18 protein-coding genes are annotated in these 18062 nt (G+C 44.4%); 4 read left to right on the forward strand and 14 right to left on the reverse strand.

Annotation, left to right across the window (positions count from 1 at the left end; all coding sequences use genetic code 11):
• Positions 1-4: 4 nt before the first annotated feature.
• From NSQ20_RS20580 to NSQ20_RS20630, 11 genes are all read right to left on the reverse strand, one after another.
• Positions 5-421: a hypothetical protein gene (locus tag NSQ20_RS20580; protein WP_036607798.1), complete on the reverse strand. Its 417-nt coding sequence runs from the start codon at positions 419-421 to the stop codon at positions 5-7.
• Positions 421-3561, reverse strand: coding sequence for a M23 family metallopeptidase (locus tag NSQ20_RS20585; RefSeq protein ID WP_340030785.1), 3141 nt, complete (start codon positions 3559-3561; stop codon positions 421-423). The genes NSQ20_RS20580 and NSQ20_RS20585 overlap by 1 nt, the downstream gene beginning before the upstream one ends.
• Before the next feature lie 15 nt (positions 3562-3576).
• On the reverse strand, positions 3577-4914 hold the full coding sequence (locus tag NSQ20_RS20590) for a hypothetical protein (RefSeq protein WP_340030786.1): 1338 nt from the start codon (positions 4912-4914) through the stop codon (positions 3577-3579).
• A gap of 115 nt (positions 4915-5029) precedes the next feature.
• A complete protein-coding gene (locus NSQ20_RS20595) occupies positions 5030-5680 on the reverse strand; it encodes an S-layer homology domain-containing protein (RefSeq protein WP_253501494.1) in 651 nt (216 codons plus the stop codon).
• Between the two features lie 23 nt (positions 5681-5703).
• Positions 5704-9558, reverse strand: coding sequence for a hypothetical protein (locus NSQ20_RS20600; RefSeq protein WP_340030788.1), 3855 nt, complete (start codon positions 9556-9558; stop codon positions 5704-5706).
• 67 nt (positions 9559-9625) lie between these two features.
• Positions 9626-9958 (reverse strand): hypothetical protein, encoded by a 333-nt coding sequence (locus NSQ20_RS20605; protein ID WP_197997652.1) that lies wholly within the window; start codon positions 9956-9958, stop codon positions 9626-9628.
• A 20-nt stretch (positions 9959-9978) separates the two neighbouring features.
• Positions 9979-10458, reverse strand: a complete 480-nt coding sequence (locus NSQ20_RS20610; protein WP_036607808.1) for a hypothetical protein — start codon at positions 10456-10458, stop codon at positions 9979-9981.
• Between the two features lie 128 nt (positions 10459-10586).
• On the reverse strand, positions 10587-11408 hold the full coding sequence (locus NSQ20_RS20615; protein ID WP_036672297.1) for a hypothetical protein: 822 nt from the start codon (positions 11406-11408) through the stop codon (positions 10587-10589).
• Positions 11409-11662: 254 nt separating this feature from the next.
• Positions 11663-12301, reverse strand: a complete 639-nt coding sequence (locus tag NSQ20_RS20620) for a hypothetical protein (protein ID WP_036672299.1) — start codon at positions 12299-12301, stop codon at positions 11663-11665.
• The gene (locus tag NSQ20_RS20625; RefSeq protein WP_340030793.1) at positions 12285-13376 is read right to left on the reverse strand and encodes a glycosyltransferase; all 1092 of its coding nucleotides are present in this window, start codon (positions 13374-13376) and stop codon (positions 12285-12287) included. Before NSQ20_RS20625 ends, NSQ20_RS20620 begins: the two co-directional genes overlap by 17 nt.
• Positions 13354-14013, reverse strand: coding sequence for a hypothetical protein (locus NSQ20_RS20630; protein ID WP_340030795.1), 660 nt, complete (start codon positions 14011-14013; stop codon positions 13354-13356). The genes NSQ20_RS20625 and NSQ20_RS20630 overlap by 23 nt, the downstream gene beginning before the upstream one ends.
• 190 nt (positions 14014-14203) lie before the next feature.
• Between NSQ20_RS20630 and NSQ20_RS20635 the strand changes: the two genes are divergently transcribed.
• From NSQ20_RS20635 to NSQ20_RS20650, 4 genes are all read left to right on the forward strand, one after another.
• The gene (locus NSQ20_RS20635) at positions 14204-14944 is read left to right on the forward strand and encodes a GT-D fold domain-containing glycosyltransferase (protein WP_340030796.1); all 741 of its coding nucleotides are present in this window, start codon (positions 14204-14206) and stop codon (positions 14942-14944) included.
• Between the two features lie 184 nt (positions 14945-15128).
• Positions 15129-15398: a hypothetical protein gene (locus NSQ20_RS20640; RefSeq protein WP_036607821.1), complete on the forward strand. Its 270-nt coding sequence runs from the start codon at positions 15129-15131 to the stop codon at positions 15396-15398.
• A 175-nt stretch (positions 15399-15573) separates the two neighbouring features.
• Positions 15574-15801, forward strand: a complete 228-nt coding sequence (locus NSQ20_RS20645; protein WP_076328272.1) for a hypothetical protein — start codon at positions 15574-15576, stop codon at positions 15799-15801.
• Between the two features lie 187 nt (positions 15802-15988).
• Entirely contained in the window at positions 15989-16177 is a 189-nt protein-coding gene (locus NSQ20_RS20650; RefSeq protein WP_076328271.1) for a hypothetical protein, read from the forward strand.
• A 24-nt stretch (positions 16178-16201) separates the two neighbouring features.
• On the opposite strand, the gene NSQ20_RS20655 is transcribed toward NSQ20_RS20650, so the two are convergent.
• The 3 genes from NSQ20_RS20655 to ytfJ all read right to left on the reverse strand — a co-directional run bounded on the left by NSQ20_RS20655 (position 16202) and on the right by ytfJ (position 18036).
• Complete coding sequence (locus NSQ20_RS20655; RefSeq protein WP_340030797.1) at positions 16202-16969, reverse strand: N-acetylmuramoyl-L-alanine amidase; 768 nt, start codon at positions 16967-16969, stop codon at positions 16202-16204.
• A complete protein-coding gene (locus NSQ20_RS20660) occupies positions 16966-17391 on the reverse strand; it encodes a phage holin family protein (protein WP_169482043.1) in 426 nt (141 codons plus the stop codon). Before NSQ20_RS20660 ends, NSQ20_RS20655 begins: the two co-directional genes overlap by 4 nt.
• 162 nt (positions 17392-17553) lie before the next feature.
• The gene (gene ytfJ, locus NSQ20_RS20665) at positions 17554-18036 is read right to left on the reverse strand and encodes a GerW family sporulation protein (protein ID WP_036607830.1); all 483 of its coding nucleotides are present in this window, start codon (positions 18034-18036) and stop codon (positions 17554-17556) included.
• Positions 18037-18062 lie beyond the last annotated feature (26 nt).

Here is an 18062-nt window from a genome sequence, read left to right on the forward strand (position 1 = left end):
CATGTTATATACGACTTACGCTCGTTCCAGTTAAGCGTCCTTCGTCATCATAATTTAGACCAATATTGTAAGTGAACATCGACTCTCCACTCGGATCATATGTACGGGCCGTCACCTGCGTTAGTCTGAAATACTTGTAATAATCATAATCCGGGTGGGAATAGCCCACTCCGGAAGGAAAGTCTTCCTCATCCTCTGAGCCAAACTTCATCCAGATCGAAACCTTCCATGCCGATTCATACAAGAGGTCTGCTCCAGTCACCCTGTCCGGGTCCTGCATGTGCTCCCGATATAATGTAACGGAAGGTTCACCTTCAAGGGGAGAAACATTCGAATTGGAGATACTGCTATATTTGCGAAGCTCCCGGTGGATTAGATCCAGCACGGGAAATACAATATTTTCATTCACAATGCCGGCCATTACACCATCACTCCCTTTCTTGCCCACATCATATCAATGACCTGTAACATGCCACGGTCAACCGAATAACTGGTTTTAATACTTTTAATCGTATATACAGCTCGTGTGGTGGTCGTTTTATCCGTCACAATAACGTTGTCGAGCAGATCAAGCGCAGGATTCGCAGGAATGGACACCTGTAGCGTACGGCACATCCGTTTCATATCAAAAAAAGCTCGTTCTGCCACCTGTCTCTTGGCTTCAACCGTCTTCGCCCAAGGAACGGCCAGCACCATGGTTCGGATTTCTCCTTTGAGTTCGAGCAGAATCTCCTTGTCCACGAAACTGCTCTGACTATCATTCGAGTCGATAACAACAATGTGGCTTCTTCCTCTGGACCAATCCGTGGATTTGGTAATGGAGATCAGATTGTCATTCTCGGAAAACTCTGCCACGACCGGTTTGTCATAATTCAGGCGCTCCAGTCGGTACGTACCATAACGGTCACAATAGCTTCGATAGGGAATCTCCGAGATCACCTCCTGAACAGCTTCCGTAACTTTGGCAGACCATTGCTCAAACGTCCTGCCATACTCCTCAATAAATGGATTAAGCCATCCGTTCGGTGTCAGCACAGTGCTTGCGTCCTTGACTTCAAACTCACCTTCCTGACCCGGTACGGGGACAATGACCCTGCCCGTCTTTTGATTCACTTCAATCAGATAGGTCTCGTCAATCACGTAGTCAGGATAAGAGCGATCCTCACTGGTTGCCCGCCAACCCACCATACCCGCATGTTTAACCAGATCTAGTACAACCGTTGATTTGACCCAAGCCGGCTTTTCAAATTCTACAGGCTGAGCTGGTGTTGGTGTAACTGCCGGGGTGGAGGTTGCTGTAATGGTCCAGCTTGCCGGATCTGCGAGCATCTCCTGATAATAGGTCCATACCTTGTCCACCCAATTCTCCCGATCTTGACTCCAGGTCATGGGAGCAATGTCTCCACCATTGTGGAAATAAAGTACATCGGCTTTTGAAGTCACTTTTTTACCTCTGGAAGCTAGTGCTTTGGACATCCGTTCTGCTCCGCGCTTCATTTGCTCCTGAATTCCCTTGTAAAGGGGATTGCACTCGCTTTTACTAGGACAGCCATATCCAAGAATAAAGCTACCGTTCTCATCTTTACCCTTACCTTGTGTTCCGAGAACGGTCTCGTGCCTGCATATCGCAAGCAAAAACTTATGATCAGGTACACCATACGCTTCAGCTTGGGCCTGTGCGGCCTGAATTATGGATGATGTCCGGTCCGTGCCAACTGCTGCAGGCGGCACCGGATCTGGCACATTATCAATCTCATCTACTTCTGGATAAGCTTTTTTCTCGGAAATGACTTTCTCGATAATGCGCTTGTACATATCTCGGGCCGTAATCTCCAGCGTGGAGCCTTCGCCATTGATGTCCACCTTGTCAATCAGTCCAGTAAATACCCGCATCATGTGCTGACCATATCCCATATATATGCGTATCGGTGTATTTTCACTCAGCACCCCGATATGGAATCCGTTTGCGAAATAAGACCATGGAGACGGCACACCCCCAAGCTCAGGAAAATGAGCAGGATTATAATCCGGGGAGAAGAATCCTCTCGGATTGGAGATGGTCAGCCGTGCTTCCCTGGCTTCAGAATCAAACTGATCATCGATTTCGGCACTAATGATATTGGGAAGAACCTGCGTGTCCATATAGACAAAAGACCCGACCTGAATAACATCCGTCTCTGTCCTTCTATTATTGATAAAATCTCCGTAGCTGTTCGTTTGATAATATCCTTTAGACGGATCGAGCCCTTCTTCACTCTTTTGATTCTTCAACGGAGCAGGTAACAACTCTTGTATGCGAATATAATCAATGGCGAATTTTTTATACTTCTTACTCGAAGCAGGAACAGACCCGGTTGGGACAGTGGGGTTTTGTTTGCCCCCATAGGTCACCTTAATCTTGATACTCTTGGCTTTTGCAGGGATCACAATATTATTCAATTCCGTGAGTTTGGTCAGATCATATGCCCCGTTAAACTTATTGACAAAGGCATACGTTTTACCATCGATCACCACGGCGAAAGAATCCCCTTCCGCATCACTAAAATTAGTCCCCATTCCAATACTAAGCAGCCCTTGTGTAGGCATACTCAGTTTTGTCACGTTAATCTCAAATTCAGCTACGGCAGCTTTGCCTTCAAAGGTGTATAGCAACTTGCCTCCTGAATCAAACATAGTCCAGCCCGATTCAATCTTGGCATAATCCGAAAATTTCAATCCGATTGTATAAACGTTTTTCTCATGCCAGTTTCGCTTGTCGAACTTCTCATTCAGTTTGATCTCTCCAGGATATCCTTCGACCTGAACCGGCTTTATATCAGTAAATGTTGTTTTCGCATTTCCGTGCAACTTGCGCTGTCCCTTGAAATACAATTGAGGATTAACTGCCTTACCACCTTCTCCAGTTCTCGTTGTTGGATTGACTCCTTCCCAAATTTCAAAATGTAGATGTCGTCCCTTGCCCACCGCACGTTCAGCCGCAGACACCTTATGACCACCGGTATATACGCCACCCGTATTGCCTAGTGTTCCAATGACAGCCCCTTGAGCTACTTCATCATCCACCGAACAGAGTATCTCTTTTAAATGGAAATACTTAGTGATTACACCGTTTGCATGTCTTATATTTACGGCATTACCAGCACCCTTTGTTTTACTATAGGATATTCGAACAACCTTTCCAGCCCATGCAGCCAAAATCGGCGTTCCAATCTCATCAAACAAATCAATACCTTTATGAATTCTTGTACCTTTATCACGAGGAGAGCCAAAATTATCTGTAACTGTAATACTATCAATCGTTTTACCCTTAACCGGAAAAAAAATCTCCTGAGCATTCGCTTGAGTCGAACCGTTATATATACCATTACTCGACTCATCCACCCAAACGGATTCTGTACTGATGATGGGTACCTGCTCGGTTACGATATGCCTGAACTCTTCTGTCCGTCCCGGGATAAATGCCAGCCGATCTACTTCGACCCGGATATTGGGAAGCGCTCCTTCCCCCAGCTTCAGACGCTGGGATAGCACATTCATAACCTCATCCGAAATTGGAATCATATTGTAATCTCCCCCTTACTTGAATCGCTCGATGGTCCATTTCATGAATCGGTCCAGGAAAGCTACGGCTTCAGCCCGGGTCATAGCGGAATTCCCAAGGAACCATACCTCTGCCTGTTCTGTGCCATTTGTAGGTCTCCCCATATCTGTTACTATCGCTGCACCATCCAGCTTGTTATTGATCGGAATGCCAGCAATTAGTGGATCATTGTTCGCAAATGTTTCGTCTTCCATTTCCGAGACGGCTATTTTCCAGAAGGCATCCTTGTTCTGTACAACTCGCTCCTTTTTGTCCCGATAATAAATGGCCGAATCTTTGCCGACGTCTGCGAACCTCTCGCTCACATCTTTGAGATAATAGAACGTCACTTCGTCGCCTTCTGAGAAAGGTTGATTGAAGACAACCGTATGGTTGTCAATTTCCGAATAAGCCGGTGTTTCTTGGACTTTATCTTTTTTTTCGTCTTTGAATTTCACTGTAACTTTAAGTTTCTTTTTACCTGCTGGATAATTGCCGTTAAGTCTAAAAACCCGTTGACCTTGAAATGCCGTAATAGGCTGATTAATCTCCGTCGTTGGTGCTTCCATGTCCGTAAATCTGGCATAGAACACCTTGCGTAACTTATTTATCAGATGAAAGGCTTCTCCCCGCTGTATAATGGCATTAGGAAAGAAACAATTGTTGTATGCTGGTTTGAGGGTTGTCGCTTTGATATCTTCACTCTTGAATTTGTTATTCTTCGTCCAATAATTGAACTTGCAAGTGACACCGTTCAGATTAAAAGGAAGAAACACCGATCCCCCCGGGCTGACACAATATACATCCGTTCGGTAACCAATAGCCTTTGTTGCAATTTTGGTTACCGCCGCGGCATCCCCCTTGGTATCACCCCATACCTCGGAAGGAATACTGAGTCTGCGAAGCGGTTGGCCTGCTGCATACAAATATTCCTGATGATTACGACTGAATGGATCGTAGAAATAGGTCGTCGCTGCACTAAGTTCAGCTCTGGGCAGATCTCCAGTCCAGGAGACGGGCGGCCTTTTCCAAGCACTGTCCAGCAACGGTTCACCATAACTACAGAAGGACACCACCTGTCCTGCTTTTACACCCGTATACAACTCCACATCAGTTAATCCCTTACTATTGGTTTCAGCCGTTTGGTAGATCGTTTGAACACCATCAATAAACACATACAGTGGATTGTCATCTGTTGGTTTAATCAGCACAGGCAGACTAAATGAGGTTTGCCCCGCTTTCCCTTTGATTTCTTCATATACAAAAGGCTTGCCTTCCTCAAACTTGTTATAGTTGATTCCGGCCACAAAGACTTCACCATCTTCCAAAACCATATTCGTGGCTTCCATAACATCGTTATAGAACCAGTCCCCTTCGTTTACATCAACCCATTTTCGTATGATAAACACCTCCTATCTTTAGAATAGACAGAAAAGAGAGTAGGTCACCCTACTCTCGAATTGTTCGTTCCAGCAGACGCTTGGTTCGCATCAGGAAAGTAACAAACTCTGCTCTGGTTATAAAGTTTTCCGGTCTGAAATATAGAATTGGGGTGCCATCCAATTGTGTTACAACCGTCAGTCCCAGATCAGCCAAGCGTTCAATGGAATCTCTTGCCCAGTGGTCCTTTCCTTCTGTCGTCTGTAAATCCTGAAACTGTATGGCACTCTTACGGTCATAACCATCTTTTTTGATCAGGGTCATGGTTAATTCGACCTTGTACCCCTTCTGATCTTTATCCATCGTATCCTGATGGTAGAAAATAGGGTCAACTTTGATGGACTCTACTACACCAACATAAATATTGCCCTTCTCATCATAAAATTTGTGTGTCCAGCCTACGTACATGGCGTAGTCGTGATAGGATTGTTTATCTTTAAACAAGATGTTAATGATGGCCTTGTACGAAGACACGCCCATCTGATGAAAATGCGAGGGAGCATTAATCATTTTAATTTCCCTCACTTGCGGATTGGGCGAAGGTGAAGAGTACGGATCAATGATTCTTCCGTTCACTGGCTCGAACTTCATGCCTGTATCTACATACAGCCTTCTTTTATACCGGTCATTAACTAAGCCAAACGGGTCTTGCTGAGTCATATCAGAAGCCCTCCTTACCTATTTTATCTGGGGATATGATTGCTTCCCATTCTTGCACCTACATTGCTGGCCATTCGGTTTGCAATACCAGGACTGTTCTGCCGTAGTGTCTTGTCCAAAGTAGATGTAAGTCTCTCCACATCTTTTGTGCTGCCTGTCATATTATCGATGTTCACATGAACCGTAACATCCCCCGAGCCAACCATCACACTTTTATGTGTATTGTTCGTCGTCATGTAATCAAAGTAATCCATGACCTTAAGACCTGCTGGAATGTTGAATGAAGATATCGGTTTATCCATTTTTTTGCTAATTTCATACAAATTTTTGGACTGTTCTACACCCAATGCCTGGATTTGTTTAAAAATCTGCATATATTCATCCGAGCCCGGTTTAAACACACCACTATTCAACAGATTCTTCCAATCTTGCTTGATCGAACTTATTTGTGAGTTCATTTCAGATGCACGCGATTTGTTCAATGCAATTAATTCTGGTGCATCTTCCTTACCTCCATTAGCCGCCAGGAGATCATACATTCGTTTATCATAATCCAACTGCGTCAACTCAAACTGATCATTCATCTTGCGTCTAAGCTCATCAATTTGGCTGTTTTTGACACCATTCAGTTCAAGCTCTGATTGTGCCTTCTGCTGTTTCTTCTCATTGATCTCCAGACCCAGTTCATCTTTATCCTTACCTTCAGCCATCTTGTCGTACGTCTTCTGTAAACTTGCAATAGCCTTATCGAAGAACTTGATATTCTCTTGCAAATATTTCTCCATTAGCGCGCGCATCTGACCAGAATCTTCGCGAACACCACTAATCAATAGACGGGATCGAGTGACTTGGTAATTGGTTTCGTTATCACTTGTCGATTTGTTAAGCTGCCGATTAATCTTGGCGATCATTTCATCAATACCATTGCTCTGTGGCTGAGGCGTATAGCCGTTAGCAATAGTTCCTATTCCGCTCGCAGCAGGAATATACTGCATTTGAGGTTGAATGTATTGTATCTGCGGTTGTTGTTGTTTGTTGTCCCTAGGCGGTTTTCCAGACTCTTTATCCATTTGAATCTGGGCTTCTTTTTTCTCCTGCTTGTAGTTGTATTCCTTGCCCAGTTTCTTCTCAACTGCATCTCCGCCGTCTTCGCTCCATACCGCCTTAAATCCCTTCCAGTAGTCCCCGAACTTGTTATTCGTTGCATTGTTACCAAATAGGCTGCTGATTCCTCCCTTAACAACTGCATCCATTCCAAGGTTAAGGCCTTTCCACACTTTACCTACAACCGAAGACTGCTCCATATCTTTAAAATCCTTGGCCAGTTGCTCTTTATTTGTTGCACGAATACTTTGCTTCTCCGCTTCTGACTTACCCATATTACTCAGCGGATCAACAAGACCGGACACTACATCCACAGCAGTCATGGCAGCCCCAAGATAAGGAACGGCTTTTAGGGGTTTCAGTATAGACTTACCGAACTTGCCGAGCTTTGCTAATTTCCCTGGAATGTCTCCTTTTTTCTTACGCTCGCTTGTAATATCACGTTGGGTAAGGATATCTCCAGGGGTTCCATCAGGTTTATCCGGACCTCTTAGTACGTTCCCGTCCTTGTCACGAATAGGTGCATGACCGTTAAAAAATGCTTTTTTACTACCGACTTCTTTCATATCTTCGAATCTCTGTTTTATCCCTCGTCGCTTCGGCTTGTCCTTCTTCTTCTTGTCTGAACCAAAATCCATAACTTCCTCAATCTTTGATTTAGCCATATCCTTAATTACGTCATTGATAAAATCTTGATGTCTCTCTAAAAAAGGTTTGTTTGCTGAATCTTCCTTGTCATCCTTAACAGGGGATCCAGGGGATCCAACGCTTCCTGCACCTTGAGTAACTAGCAATCCGCCTGGACCACTCATCATACTCGCTAGCTGAACCTGTTCGAGTTCCTTCAGTTTGGATATGTATGCTGTAGCATCGATCATGCCTTGTCTAAAAGAAGCATTTAACTCATTGACTTCGGTTCTCAATGTGGAGAGAACATCATTCAATAGAGTTGACTGTTTACGCAGCTTCTGGATCTCGGATTCGTAGCGCTGAACATCGGTTGAACCGTATGTAAACTCAGCATTAAGGAAATACAACTTGTTTCGTAGTTCAACTGCATCTAGGTCCATGTCATCCATCGCCATCATCAATACTCTAGCTTGGTGTTCAAATTGCATCATTGCTCTACTCGTGTCATCCAGCTCTCGCCCAAGAAACTCAAGACTTCGCTTCGTCTTTGCAATCTGAATATCGAGTGAATGCATTTCTTCTCGCAACAGAAGAAGTTCTCGACTATAGGTTTTGACTCGCTTCTCAGCTTCGTCACGTTCTTCTGCATGAATGGAAGAAGCCGCTGTATCCCCATCTTGTATAGCCTGATTGTACATTTTATGTTGATGATCTCGGTTAGTCCGTGCCTGAAGTACCTCACCTTGCTTGGAGGCGGCCCTACTTTGAATTTCTGTTCTGCGATGTTCCAGAGTCTGCAGACGACTCTGCTGTCTGCCCATTTCTTGCGCTACACCAGCACGTTGCACATCCGTGACTCGAAGTGGCTCGGGAACATCGCTCCCCGTATTTTCGACTTTCCCTGGATCCGCATTCGTAGCACTGTATCGCTTCTGATCGCCTTCATTCATCACTTCACCGAACTTATCCCACGCAACCTGAACTCCGACTTCATCCATAATTCGGTTAAGCAATTCCATATGATCAACAATGCCACCCGTACGATCTCCAATTAACCGCATGACTGCGATAAGATAATCGCCCAGCTCGGCAAATTCATCTTTCAACCCTTGCATCGCCTCATGTGTTGCAATCTGAAAAGCGATTTCGATCTCTCGTTGTCGGAATTGAAGGTTGTCCCTACTGCCAGTACGCTGATGGATCGACGCGTTTGCATCCCTAGCCTTCACTTGTTCAGCAAGAAGATCGAATCTAACTCGATTCGATGCAAAGCCCTGCTGAGGATGATCTCCTTTTGACTGAACCAACAATCCAGCCTTACTAATCCAGTTGGCTAATGCATCCTCTTGTGCAAACGTTCCATCAGGGTTCCCTACCATTGGAAGGGTCTGACGCATCATATCCATCAAGTCCTGAATGCCAACATCCAACAGCGTTGAAGCTCTGATCATCATGTCTGTGACTTGGGACAGATTAAAGCTACTGCTTCCCCATGTCGGAGTAACAGATTCCAGACCTGTTGCCGTTTGTTCTACATCCATATTGCCCACTGAATGCAGCTTGGCTACTTCTTCAGCAAACGCCACAGCTTCAGATGAATGATCATAATTACGAGAACCAATGCGATAGGCAAGACCTACATCTTCCTGATCCATACCATGTTGCAGTGCAATTCGTTGCAGATTTTTGACCGTTCCGGTTTGTCTATATTGCCCACTGTCATTCGTTGTCCCAGACGATCTAAGCTCCAAATTTTGGTCGGCCCGGCTTATCTGTTGATCCATCTGCTGCGACGAGTCAAGGGATTTCTTGAGTAGTGTTGATGAATACCCCTTGGTTTCACCTGCTGAAATATATTTCATCGTATTCATCACGGAGTCTAACAACCCCTGTGAGCCAGCTGCAGACACATCCTTCATTTCACTGAACGCTCCACGATAAAAGTGCTCCAAATCGGTAGTCAGTGTTTCAATCATTTGCGACTGCATATCACTTCTGATTGTCTCCACTCGTCTAATCAGTGTGCTAACACCTGAAGGGGAACTCTCTTTCAGTACTGCGTTTTGTCCAGTTAATTGATCCTTATCCGTTAATATTTCTTGTGTTAAGGAATGTTTATCTCCTTGTCCTTCTGTTTCAGTCAAAAGAATCACCGCCTTTATGCATAAATCCCGTTCTACCTTCATTTAGGCAAAACGGGATATCTCTCTCTTATCCTCCGAGCGCTTGTGCAAGCATACCGATATCATCTTCTGATATCTCCGTGTAATCCTCGTCATTGAAGGTTCTTTTACGTCTGACGGTCCCATCTTCTTCAACTTCCTCGCCCTCACCGCCACCGAACATGCGAAGAGGTGCTGTCATAAGTTCAACCTCAAATTGAATATATTTCTCCGCTGACTTGCACAGCTCCGCAACCTGAGGGAGTGTGTACTCCCAAATCTCCCACTTGTTCAGCCCACAGTGTTTATGGAGGGTGAAGAAGATTTCTCCCCAGTGAACGGGTTCCTGTGTTTCCGTATCACGGATTTCGGTTCCCTCCAAAGACTCCCCCTCGGTGCGTTCTACTTTTTTAAACCATTGAGTCCAATGAGCATATCAATGACTTTGCGAGCTGTGTTCAGATCAAGGTACTCATCCAGATATTCTCGATTGATGATATACTCACCATGCTCATCTTTGGTCACGATATGTGGATAGTTTTTGAATGCCATTGCCAATACATCAAATAAATCCTGCTGCCGCTTTTCATCCAGTTCATCATTCTCAGTCGGAATGAAGTTAAGAATAATGGCATCGATATTCACCGTTTTCAGCAACTTCATCAGACGGCGGGCATCCTTCAGGTTACATGGCGGAATACGATATTTCCGTCGATCCCGCAGCGTAATAATCTCATCATCTTCAAAGAATGCACGCTCAGCAGCTTCCACTTCCTCCGGAGTCACCCGTTTGTTTTCCGGATCATCTTTGATTCGTTTCGCCGCTTCCTCATTCAGCTTTTCCGCAAGCTCACGCTCGGATTTTTCTTGTTCTGTTTCCATGAATTTAAAGACCTCCCCAGGACATTCTCCCCCATATAATAAAAAACCTGGCAAGGCAAGGCTCTGTGAAGGGGAGGACACAGATGCCGTTTGATACCTTGCCAGGAGCAATCAACCTTATTTAGATATTAGATCTTGCTTGGTGCGCTGAAGCGTTTGATACTGCCGATTTTTCCATCAGCACGTTCAGGGTCAAGAATCTGCAAAGAGATTGCAGATGCAGAAGCGGCAGCGCGCTGGGCATTGATGCTGAATGTTCCTTTTGCACGGCACATGTACAACTCGGTTTCAACCCCTGCATACGAACCATCTTTTTGCTGGAACGTCCCGTGATGAATGACAGAGATCGGGAATGGTACTTCGTCAACCAACAGATCAACCATGTCTACAATTTGATCTCGCTTGTAGTTCAACACAATCTCTTTACCGATATGGAACGCATTCAGGATGACTACACCGTTCGCTTCGTCGTAGAAGAACGCATTGGGTTCCACGGCTGTTCCTTTAGTAGTGAGTTGTTTCAGCAACGTGTTGGAATCTTTGAGACGAACCGTAATGTCACCGTTACTTCCATAGATATCACTCGCATGCTTCGGTTTGGCTTCCGCAAATCCAGAATTGGAAACGCCTGCAGCCACTGTAGACTGCTCATTCAGCACCCATACATAAGACTTCACTTGCTCTTGTACCGTTGAACCCATCATCAGCTGGATTGCATCCAGATCGAATTTGGCGTCTGTTGCCGACACTTCAATCGATTTGGACTTCACCAGTACATCAATGGCGAACAGACCGTCACCACCAAAGATATCCTCAAGCTCCACGTTAAGGTCAATTTTCAGATCTTGCAGGGTACCCAGGGTAACTACCTCAATTTCGCCCATCGGATCTTTTGGAAGGCGTTTAGCCATAAACGTACCTACACCTTTGATAATCATTTTTTTAGCCATTGAACAGTCCACTCCTTAGGATAGTATGTATTTTTAGCTACGGAGACTTGCTTAAGCCGGGATCAGGTTAAATGACTTAATGATCGGGAGATCCATTTCGTTTAACCCGTCTGGCTGTTTGCCGTCTCTGCTTTTTATAGTGTAGAACGCTATCTTCAATCCCTAACGATAATGTAAACGAAATATATTGAAGCACGATTAGCCCCGTCATCTTTGCAAAAGGAAAGGCCTATATACGATCAAAGAAAAGACCCCTACATTAGAGGGGCCATTCTGTTTGGCAAAGCATCTATAATTTGCGCTACCTGTTCTGCACGTTCCTTGATCTCAAATTCATCGGCAGTAACCAGATGAACATGCGAGCAATATTTGCCATGCTCATAGATTCTCTCGGGTGTAATGAAGACAACGTCAGCAACAGCTTCCATCTTGTGTTTGTGCTTCTCGTACTGATCCGGATCAGTCAACGAATCAAATACGACTAGATCAGGATATGCTGTCTCGACAGAACTTGCCAGCCGGCTATCGTTCACCCAGTAGATCACGCGATCACCCTGAAACAGCGTACGGACATTCTGGCCCACACGGGCTACAACAAAGTTTGGAATCTCCGGATATGGATACTCCAAGGCATCAACCTGATAGAACTCATCACTGGAGTTGATATATATTACATTGTAGCCTACTTCCGCGAGTGCTTTTAACAGCCGTTGTGGTCGACGCCCGAATCGTTCACTATGGAAATCGATCGCAGGCAGATATACAATCGTTGTATCCGTGTTTGGGGTATATGTCGTAACATTGAACTCCGTCGCGTCAATCTCTATTTCTTCAAGCTCAATTGTCGGTGTAGTCGGTTGGCTACCAAACATTCGTTTAAATATCTTTCTCATTTCTCATACCTCCTATGACCTGATTAATCATCTTCACGGCATCCATTGCCCTGCCATCCCAGCTATTAGACTTAGCCACCCTTACTCTTGCCGCAATTTTGGAAGCACTATTCTCACGAATCGCTTTCTCCAACATCAATCCACAATTATGCTGATTCATAAAGTAAGTTACATCGCTGTACTTATGAACAATTTCCTCCATACGCGTTGTCAACACAGGTTTGCCCGCTGACAAATATTCGTAATACTTGATTGGATCGCAGCCACGGATCATCTCTGTCAGCTTGAATGGCACGATACAGACATCGAATTGAGCAATGTAGGCGGGAAGCACCTTATAATCTTTGTGCGGAAGACAAGTCACATTGGGATGCACAATATTTTTTTGATAGAGGGCATTGTTTCCAATCAAAACAACATGATAACCTTTATCTGCAATAGCGGTAATCAGCGAATAATCCACCCACGATGCCATTGCACCGTGGAAACCCACAATCTTTTGCCCTTCATGAACATCGGGGAAGTCCGCCGGTTTGGGCAGAATAACCCGCGCTTTCTCAAAATGTTGGTAATCTGCCCCGTTAGGGCACATAAAGATTGGTTTTCCGTCATGTTTATGTGCCTCATACATCACCTTGGCAGTCGTGGCAATAAGATCTGCACGGTCAAAACATTTCGGGATGTAGGATTTCCACACAGCAAACTCATCAGCCGAATTATCCAGGTAATCAAATACGGTAAAATCAAACTTCCGTCCATCCGAATAATTGTACTGACCTGGATTCGAGAACCAGAGTACCTTCTTTCCTTTGACCAGGTGATCGTAGTTCACACCTTTCTGCACAAGGAACAGATCCTCATTTAACTTTTCAATCGGTCGGGTCTGCTTTCTGTACGTTTCTTCATTGATAAAGATAGCCCGTATACCTGGAATATTAGAGAAGGCGGTCATCAATTGCTGAGGACGTTGGAACAAGAGGTTCCAGTCAAGTGCGGGCGGGTAGACAATGGTCATTTCTATACTTTCAAAAACCGGATTTTCTCGTTGTTTTCTACGAAGCAGCCAATTGAGCAATCAACTCCACCCCTTCCGCATAGGCATGAACGGGACGCAACCGAGTATCTACAAACAGTTCAAACCCCAATCTTCTAGCTTGCTCACAAAATGGTGCATCTTCACCTGTTGGATGGGAACCATATCGAACCCCTGCTTCGATCACTTCACGCTTAATCAAATATACGGCACCTGTCAGTTCTACCTGGAACAAACCCGCTTTGAATTCAGGTATATGTTTTCCGCCGCTCATGGCATTATGAGCCTTCAATTTTGGGTGATTCCGTATAAGCATTGCGCATATATCTTTGTCATTATCCATTAACTGCCGTAGGCTACCCTCAGGAATGATGATATCCGTATCAATTGAGAACAGATAATCACAGTCCGATTTCAGAAACTCATCCAGAAGCATATTCCTCAACAACGCCAGGTTGTGATAGGAATATTGTCCACGTATATGACCATATGTTCTCCCCAGATTATGAGTCAGATAAGGAATCTGATGACAATCAAGGTTATGCTCCGTCTGATCTTCACTATCATTCAGGATGTACATATAATGCTTCTGCACTGCTTGTTGCTCAAGTGATTGCAAGTGCCGTTCCATAATCCAAGCCCGATTACGTACAGGACTACCTATAAATACGTTTTTCACAGTCCATCCCCTCTCCCTTTTTACATAGTCTAGACTGTTCCTCAATAACCTTCGCACGTGGAACAAAAAAGGAGTGATTCCTCAAAAGAAGAGAGAGAACGCAGCATTTTTCCTATTCTAGTACAGAAGGAGTTGATGAATATGTATACCAAAGAAACCATTATTCACACATGGAAAGAAGGTGACCTGCATGCTGGGGAGTGTAGAATTAATCCACAACTGGTTCCAAATGGCCTCTGATGGAGAAGCCCATGCTTCTGTTCGATTTGGGGATGCTTCCAACACCATTCTGGCCCACGATACCGTTCTGACTATGGATTTCATCAAGTCTCATTACGGCTGGTTGAACGACCCTACCTATTGCGGGATAACCTTACCCAATGCAAGTGCGAGAGAAATTATCGTACACTGCCTGCGAAAAGCGGATTACGTCGGACATCTGACCCAGACAGATCACTGGTATTTCAAGCCGTTATTCGATATGTGCCTTGCATATTACAAAGTTGAGCCCAGAGAGACCTTCTATGCTTTTGAGAATAATTACATCGCCCGATTCAAGTTATTCTATGAAACATTCAAGACCATGCCTATTCTGATCTGCGGAGCCAAGGCCGAGCAATATCGAGAAGTTCTGGAGCGGAGATACGGGTGGACAAGCATCGTGGGAACGGTGGACTGCCCCTCGTGGTCTCATGTGAGCACAGCATCCAAACAAATGGAAAATATCTACCAACAGACACCGTGGAAGCTTGCTTTGGTGTGTGCAGGTGCACCCGGCAAGGTACTGGTTATTAAGGCCAAAGAACTGCAAACCGTAGGTGTTGACTTTGGTTCCGGAGCAGATGTTACCATTCAAGCCGACTGCGAAAATCTGAACGCATGGGATTACAACGGATTTCCTGATTATTGGGAAGGCAGACCCAAAAAATGATCCTCTCCGGGTCTTTTTTGCTGGATAAAACTGTGATTCCAAATCCGATTTTATTGACTTAGTAGCTGTTGATAATTTAAACTATCTGCCTTATTATTGTTAAGATAACTCCTAATCTAACCTGGTTTAAACTTGCATGAAGAGGAGCTCTGCTAAGATATTCAAACCGTTGGAGGGAAATGTAATGGCGTACTCGCAGTCAAAGACCGAAATAGTAGCAACTCATTTACGAACAAGATTTATGGAAGGTAACGTAGAGGGACATGAGATCGTTGTTGCCTTGATCAGTATGGTCAAAGCTGAGAAGATTAATTTAGATGAGGTTGCCCCTATTCTCTCTACAGTTTTTTTTGAACAACCGCAAGGTATTCTATTGGCGCTCGAAAAAGCAAGCACTCTAATTGATGATGAATTAATTGATTCCATTCTCCACGAAGTAAACGAAAAAGCTTAATCTTACATACAAAGGGAGAGCTTATCATCAGATTTTAATTTACAACAACCAGTTATTCTCTCCACACTTTTAGATTGAATAGATTCATCACTGAGAAATTGGAATTTCTCGTTATTTTCTGTCCTCCTCTGCTTATTCTAGTAGTATTACGAAGGAGGGGACACCAATCGAGACAGTGAATAAAGCCATTTTATTTTTAACTGTTATTGAAACCATGCTTGAAGCACTCCACCATACAGAAGTAGATCAGACAGAACTTGTGGATTCGCTTGTCATGTTAGGTTTTGATCCCATTGAGATGTTGTACGAGACAAATACCATTAGATCTTTCCAAAAGATATGCAGGGCTTTCGCAGAACTCCATCTTACAGATGAGGCCCTGGACACGTTCTCAAAAGAGTAGTTACATAAGCAGAACCCCACATCACATTCGACGTGGGGTTCTGCTTTTTTATATTTATGAATTTTGAACCCTTTTTGAACCGGATCAGCTTAACCTTCCCCATCCTGCCTCGTATAGGTCATCTAGGGACTATGGACATCTCCATCGCCCCTGTTGACTCTGACTTAATAAACGAAAGGATGGTTGTATGAGCTCACCCACACCAACACATGTAACCGAAACAAATCAACTCGCTGTTATTGGAGTCGTCGATGAAAACTCGATTCAGACCCAATATGAACTTGAGTATCCTGACCATATCGTGATCATACAACATTTTTATTTTTTGAAAGATCCAGCACACTTTAACTCCTGGTTAACCAGCAGACAGGCATAACCTCTATCTGAGATGTACTTTGGGTCAGGACTTTTTACGTCTGCGCTCATCAATTAAAACCTTCAGTAACAGCAACTCTCCATAGGTTAACTTCTTCTTGCGTACCTTCTCTACCCATGCCCAATCTTCAATCACCTTGTCGTTGTAGGCATCTCCAATGTACTGATCAAGTTCATTCCAGGCCCATTGTGCATAATCCAGAACCGTATTCATATCATCATCCTCCGTTACTACTATTTGTTGCAGTGGGTTTAATTTTATATGTACTGCTTGCTTAAATCTTTCATATTCACCTGGTTGTTTAATCCATGGCAGTGGGCATTCCTTCCATCCAACCACTTCTTTATGTGTGAAGAAGACGGGTGGAAAGCCCCGTTCCCTGATTAGGTATACCGCGAGGTCTACAACGTTATTAAATGTATCTTCATGAATACTGCCATCCTTTTCAATGCACATCTCAATGCCCACTGTACTATTGTTCGGATATGTCCCAAGTTTGGCTAGCGCTTCCTTCGTGTATGTTGCACTCCCACAGTGGTAGGCCAGTTCATCATCCGGTAGACTGTTATATATCGAAGTTCGATCTACCGAGAAGTGTGCGCTTGCATAACGACCTTTCACTGCTTTATTGGAATCCTGCTGTGCCAAACTTGCAAAGTATTTGCTAATGTTCTTCGCGGGCGCTCCGGGAGAAGCCGTATAATGCATCACAATTCCACGTTTCGCTTTTAACTTAAGTCCGGCCCGACTGTATTTATTAACAGGTATGTATTCCTTGGTGATCTGTATCATGACATCTTCTCCTTATCTTCAACTTGATCTTCATTCCCTCGAAGCTTAAAGAGTGCTGAAGTGATAAACTTCGGTACAGGCAGGCCCAGTTTCCCCAGGTTCTCCAAAATACTGATTCCTTCGGTACCAATGATGAACATTAACATTGCATCTCGCATAAAATCATTGGAATTGCCTGCAACCATATCCAGTTGATGTGCAATAATGACAAAAACAAATGTCAATGACTTACGAGCAAGCCCCCACCATCCAACCCTGCTGGATAACTCCTTCCTATACCATGCAGACAGTACCCCTGTGATGTAATCCAGCCCCACAAAGATGGTCACGGCAATAAACAGGTGATCAATTCCTCCTACCAAATACACGACTGCCGATAGCAGCCAGCCAAACAAAACCATAAACACGGTATCTCTGTGCATTAACGTTCCCCCTTCAATAAACCTATTTCATGTCTAGGTTAGGCGGATCATAGACATAAGTCTCATGCAATACGGAAACCTCCGAAAAAACACTCACCATCCGCTATACAAACAGCAAAAATCCCTCACGCTTGGATGCGGGAGGGATCATGACGAAATGATTCAGCTATAGGTTGATGGATCTGGTGTAACTGGTACACCTGTTGTATTCGTTGGTGTTGTATTCCGTTGGAACATGCCTTGAATTCGGTCCAAAACATAAGGGGTGGAGTCAATGAGTTTCTCAAACAGATGTGTGGAGTTATCGAGTGGTACAATGTGTACCCCCTGTTTACCTACAACCAGGAACGCAATAGGACGTATGGATACACCGCCGCCACTACCGCCACCAAATGGAGAAGCTACTTTAGCTGAACTCGCATGTTCAGCAGAGGTACCCGTAGCACCACTTTTGCCACTACTTTCTCCATTAACGTGAAAATCACTACCACCGGCAGCAAATCCGAATCCCACCTTACTGATTGGCAGAATCACGGTACCATCTGGTGTTTCGACTGCATCGCCAACAATTGTATTGACATCCACCATGGCCTTGATATTTTCCATTGCGGTTTCCATTAAGCCTTGAATTGGATGATCTGACATTTAAATTCCCTCCAGTTTCAATGTAA

This window comes from Paenibacillus sp. FSL K6-1122 (assembly GCF_037977015.1).
GTDB classification, from domain to species: domain Bacteria; phylum Bacillota; class Bacilli; order Paenibacillales; family Paenibacillaceae; genus Paenibacillus; species Paenibacillus amylolyticus.

Bases quoted from the DNA above. Each gene is read 5' to 3' on its own strand.
- NSQ20_RS20660 (WP_169482043.1), bottom strand. From the start codon at position 17,391: ATGCACAGAGATACCGTGTTTATGGTTTTGTTTGGCTGGCTGCTATCG.
- NSQ20_RS20635 (WP_340030796.1), top strand. From the start codon at position 14,204: ATGCTGGGGAGTGTAGAATTAATCCACAACTGGTTCCAAATGGCCTCT.
- ytfJ (WP_036607830.1), bottom strand. From the start codon at position 18,036: ATGTCAGATCATCCAATTCAAGGCTTAATGGAAACCGCAATGGAAAAT.
- NSQ20_RS20590 (WP_340030786.1), bottom strand. From the start codon at position 4,914: ATGGTTTTGGAAGATGGTGAAGTCTTTGTGGCCGGAATCAACTATAAC.
- NSQ20_RS20610 (WP_036607808.1), bottom strand. From the start codon at position 10,458: ATGGAAACAGAACAAGAAAAATCCGAGCGTGAGCTTGCGGAAAAGCTG.
- NSQ20_RS20650 (WP_076328271.1), top strand. From the start codon at position 15,989: ATGAGCTCACCCACACCAACACATGTAACCGAAACAAATCAACTCGCT.
- NSQ20_RS20655 (WP_340030797.1), bottom strand. From the start codon at position 16,969: ATGATACAGATCACCAAGGAATACATACCTGTTAATAAATACAGTCGG.
- NSQ20_RS20585 (WP_340030785.1), bottom strand. From the start codon at position 3,561: ATGATTCCAATTTCGGATGAGGTTATGAATGTGCTATCCCAGCGTCTG.
- NSQ20_RS20595 (WP_253501494.1), bottom strand. From the start codon at position 5,680: ATGACTCAGCAAGACCCGTTTGGCTTAGTTAATGACCGGTATAAAAGA.
- NSQ20_RS20640 (WP_036607821.1), top strand. From the start codon at position 15,129: ATGGCGTACTCGCAGTCAAAGACCGAAATAGTAGCAACTCATTTACGA.
- NSQ20_RS20620 (WP_036672299.1), bottom strand. From the start codon at position 12,301: ATGAGAAAGATATTTAAACGAATGTTTGGTAGCCAACCGACTACACCG.
- NSQ20_RS20615 (WP_036672297.1), bottom strand. From the start codon at position 11,408: ATGGCTAAAAAAATGATTATCAAAGGTGTAGGTACGTTTATGGCTAAA.
- NSQ20_RS20580 (WP_036607798.1), bottom strand. From the start codon at position 421: ATGGCCGGCATTGTGAATGAAAATATTGTATTTCCCGTGCTGGATCTA.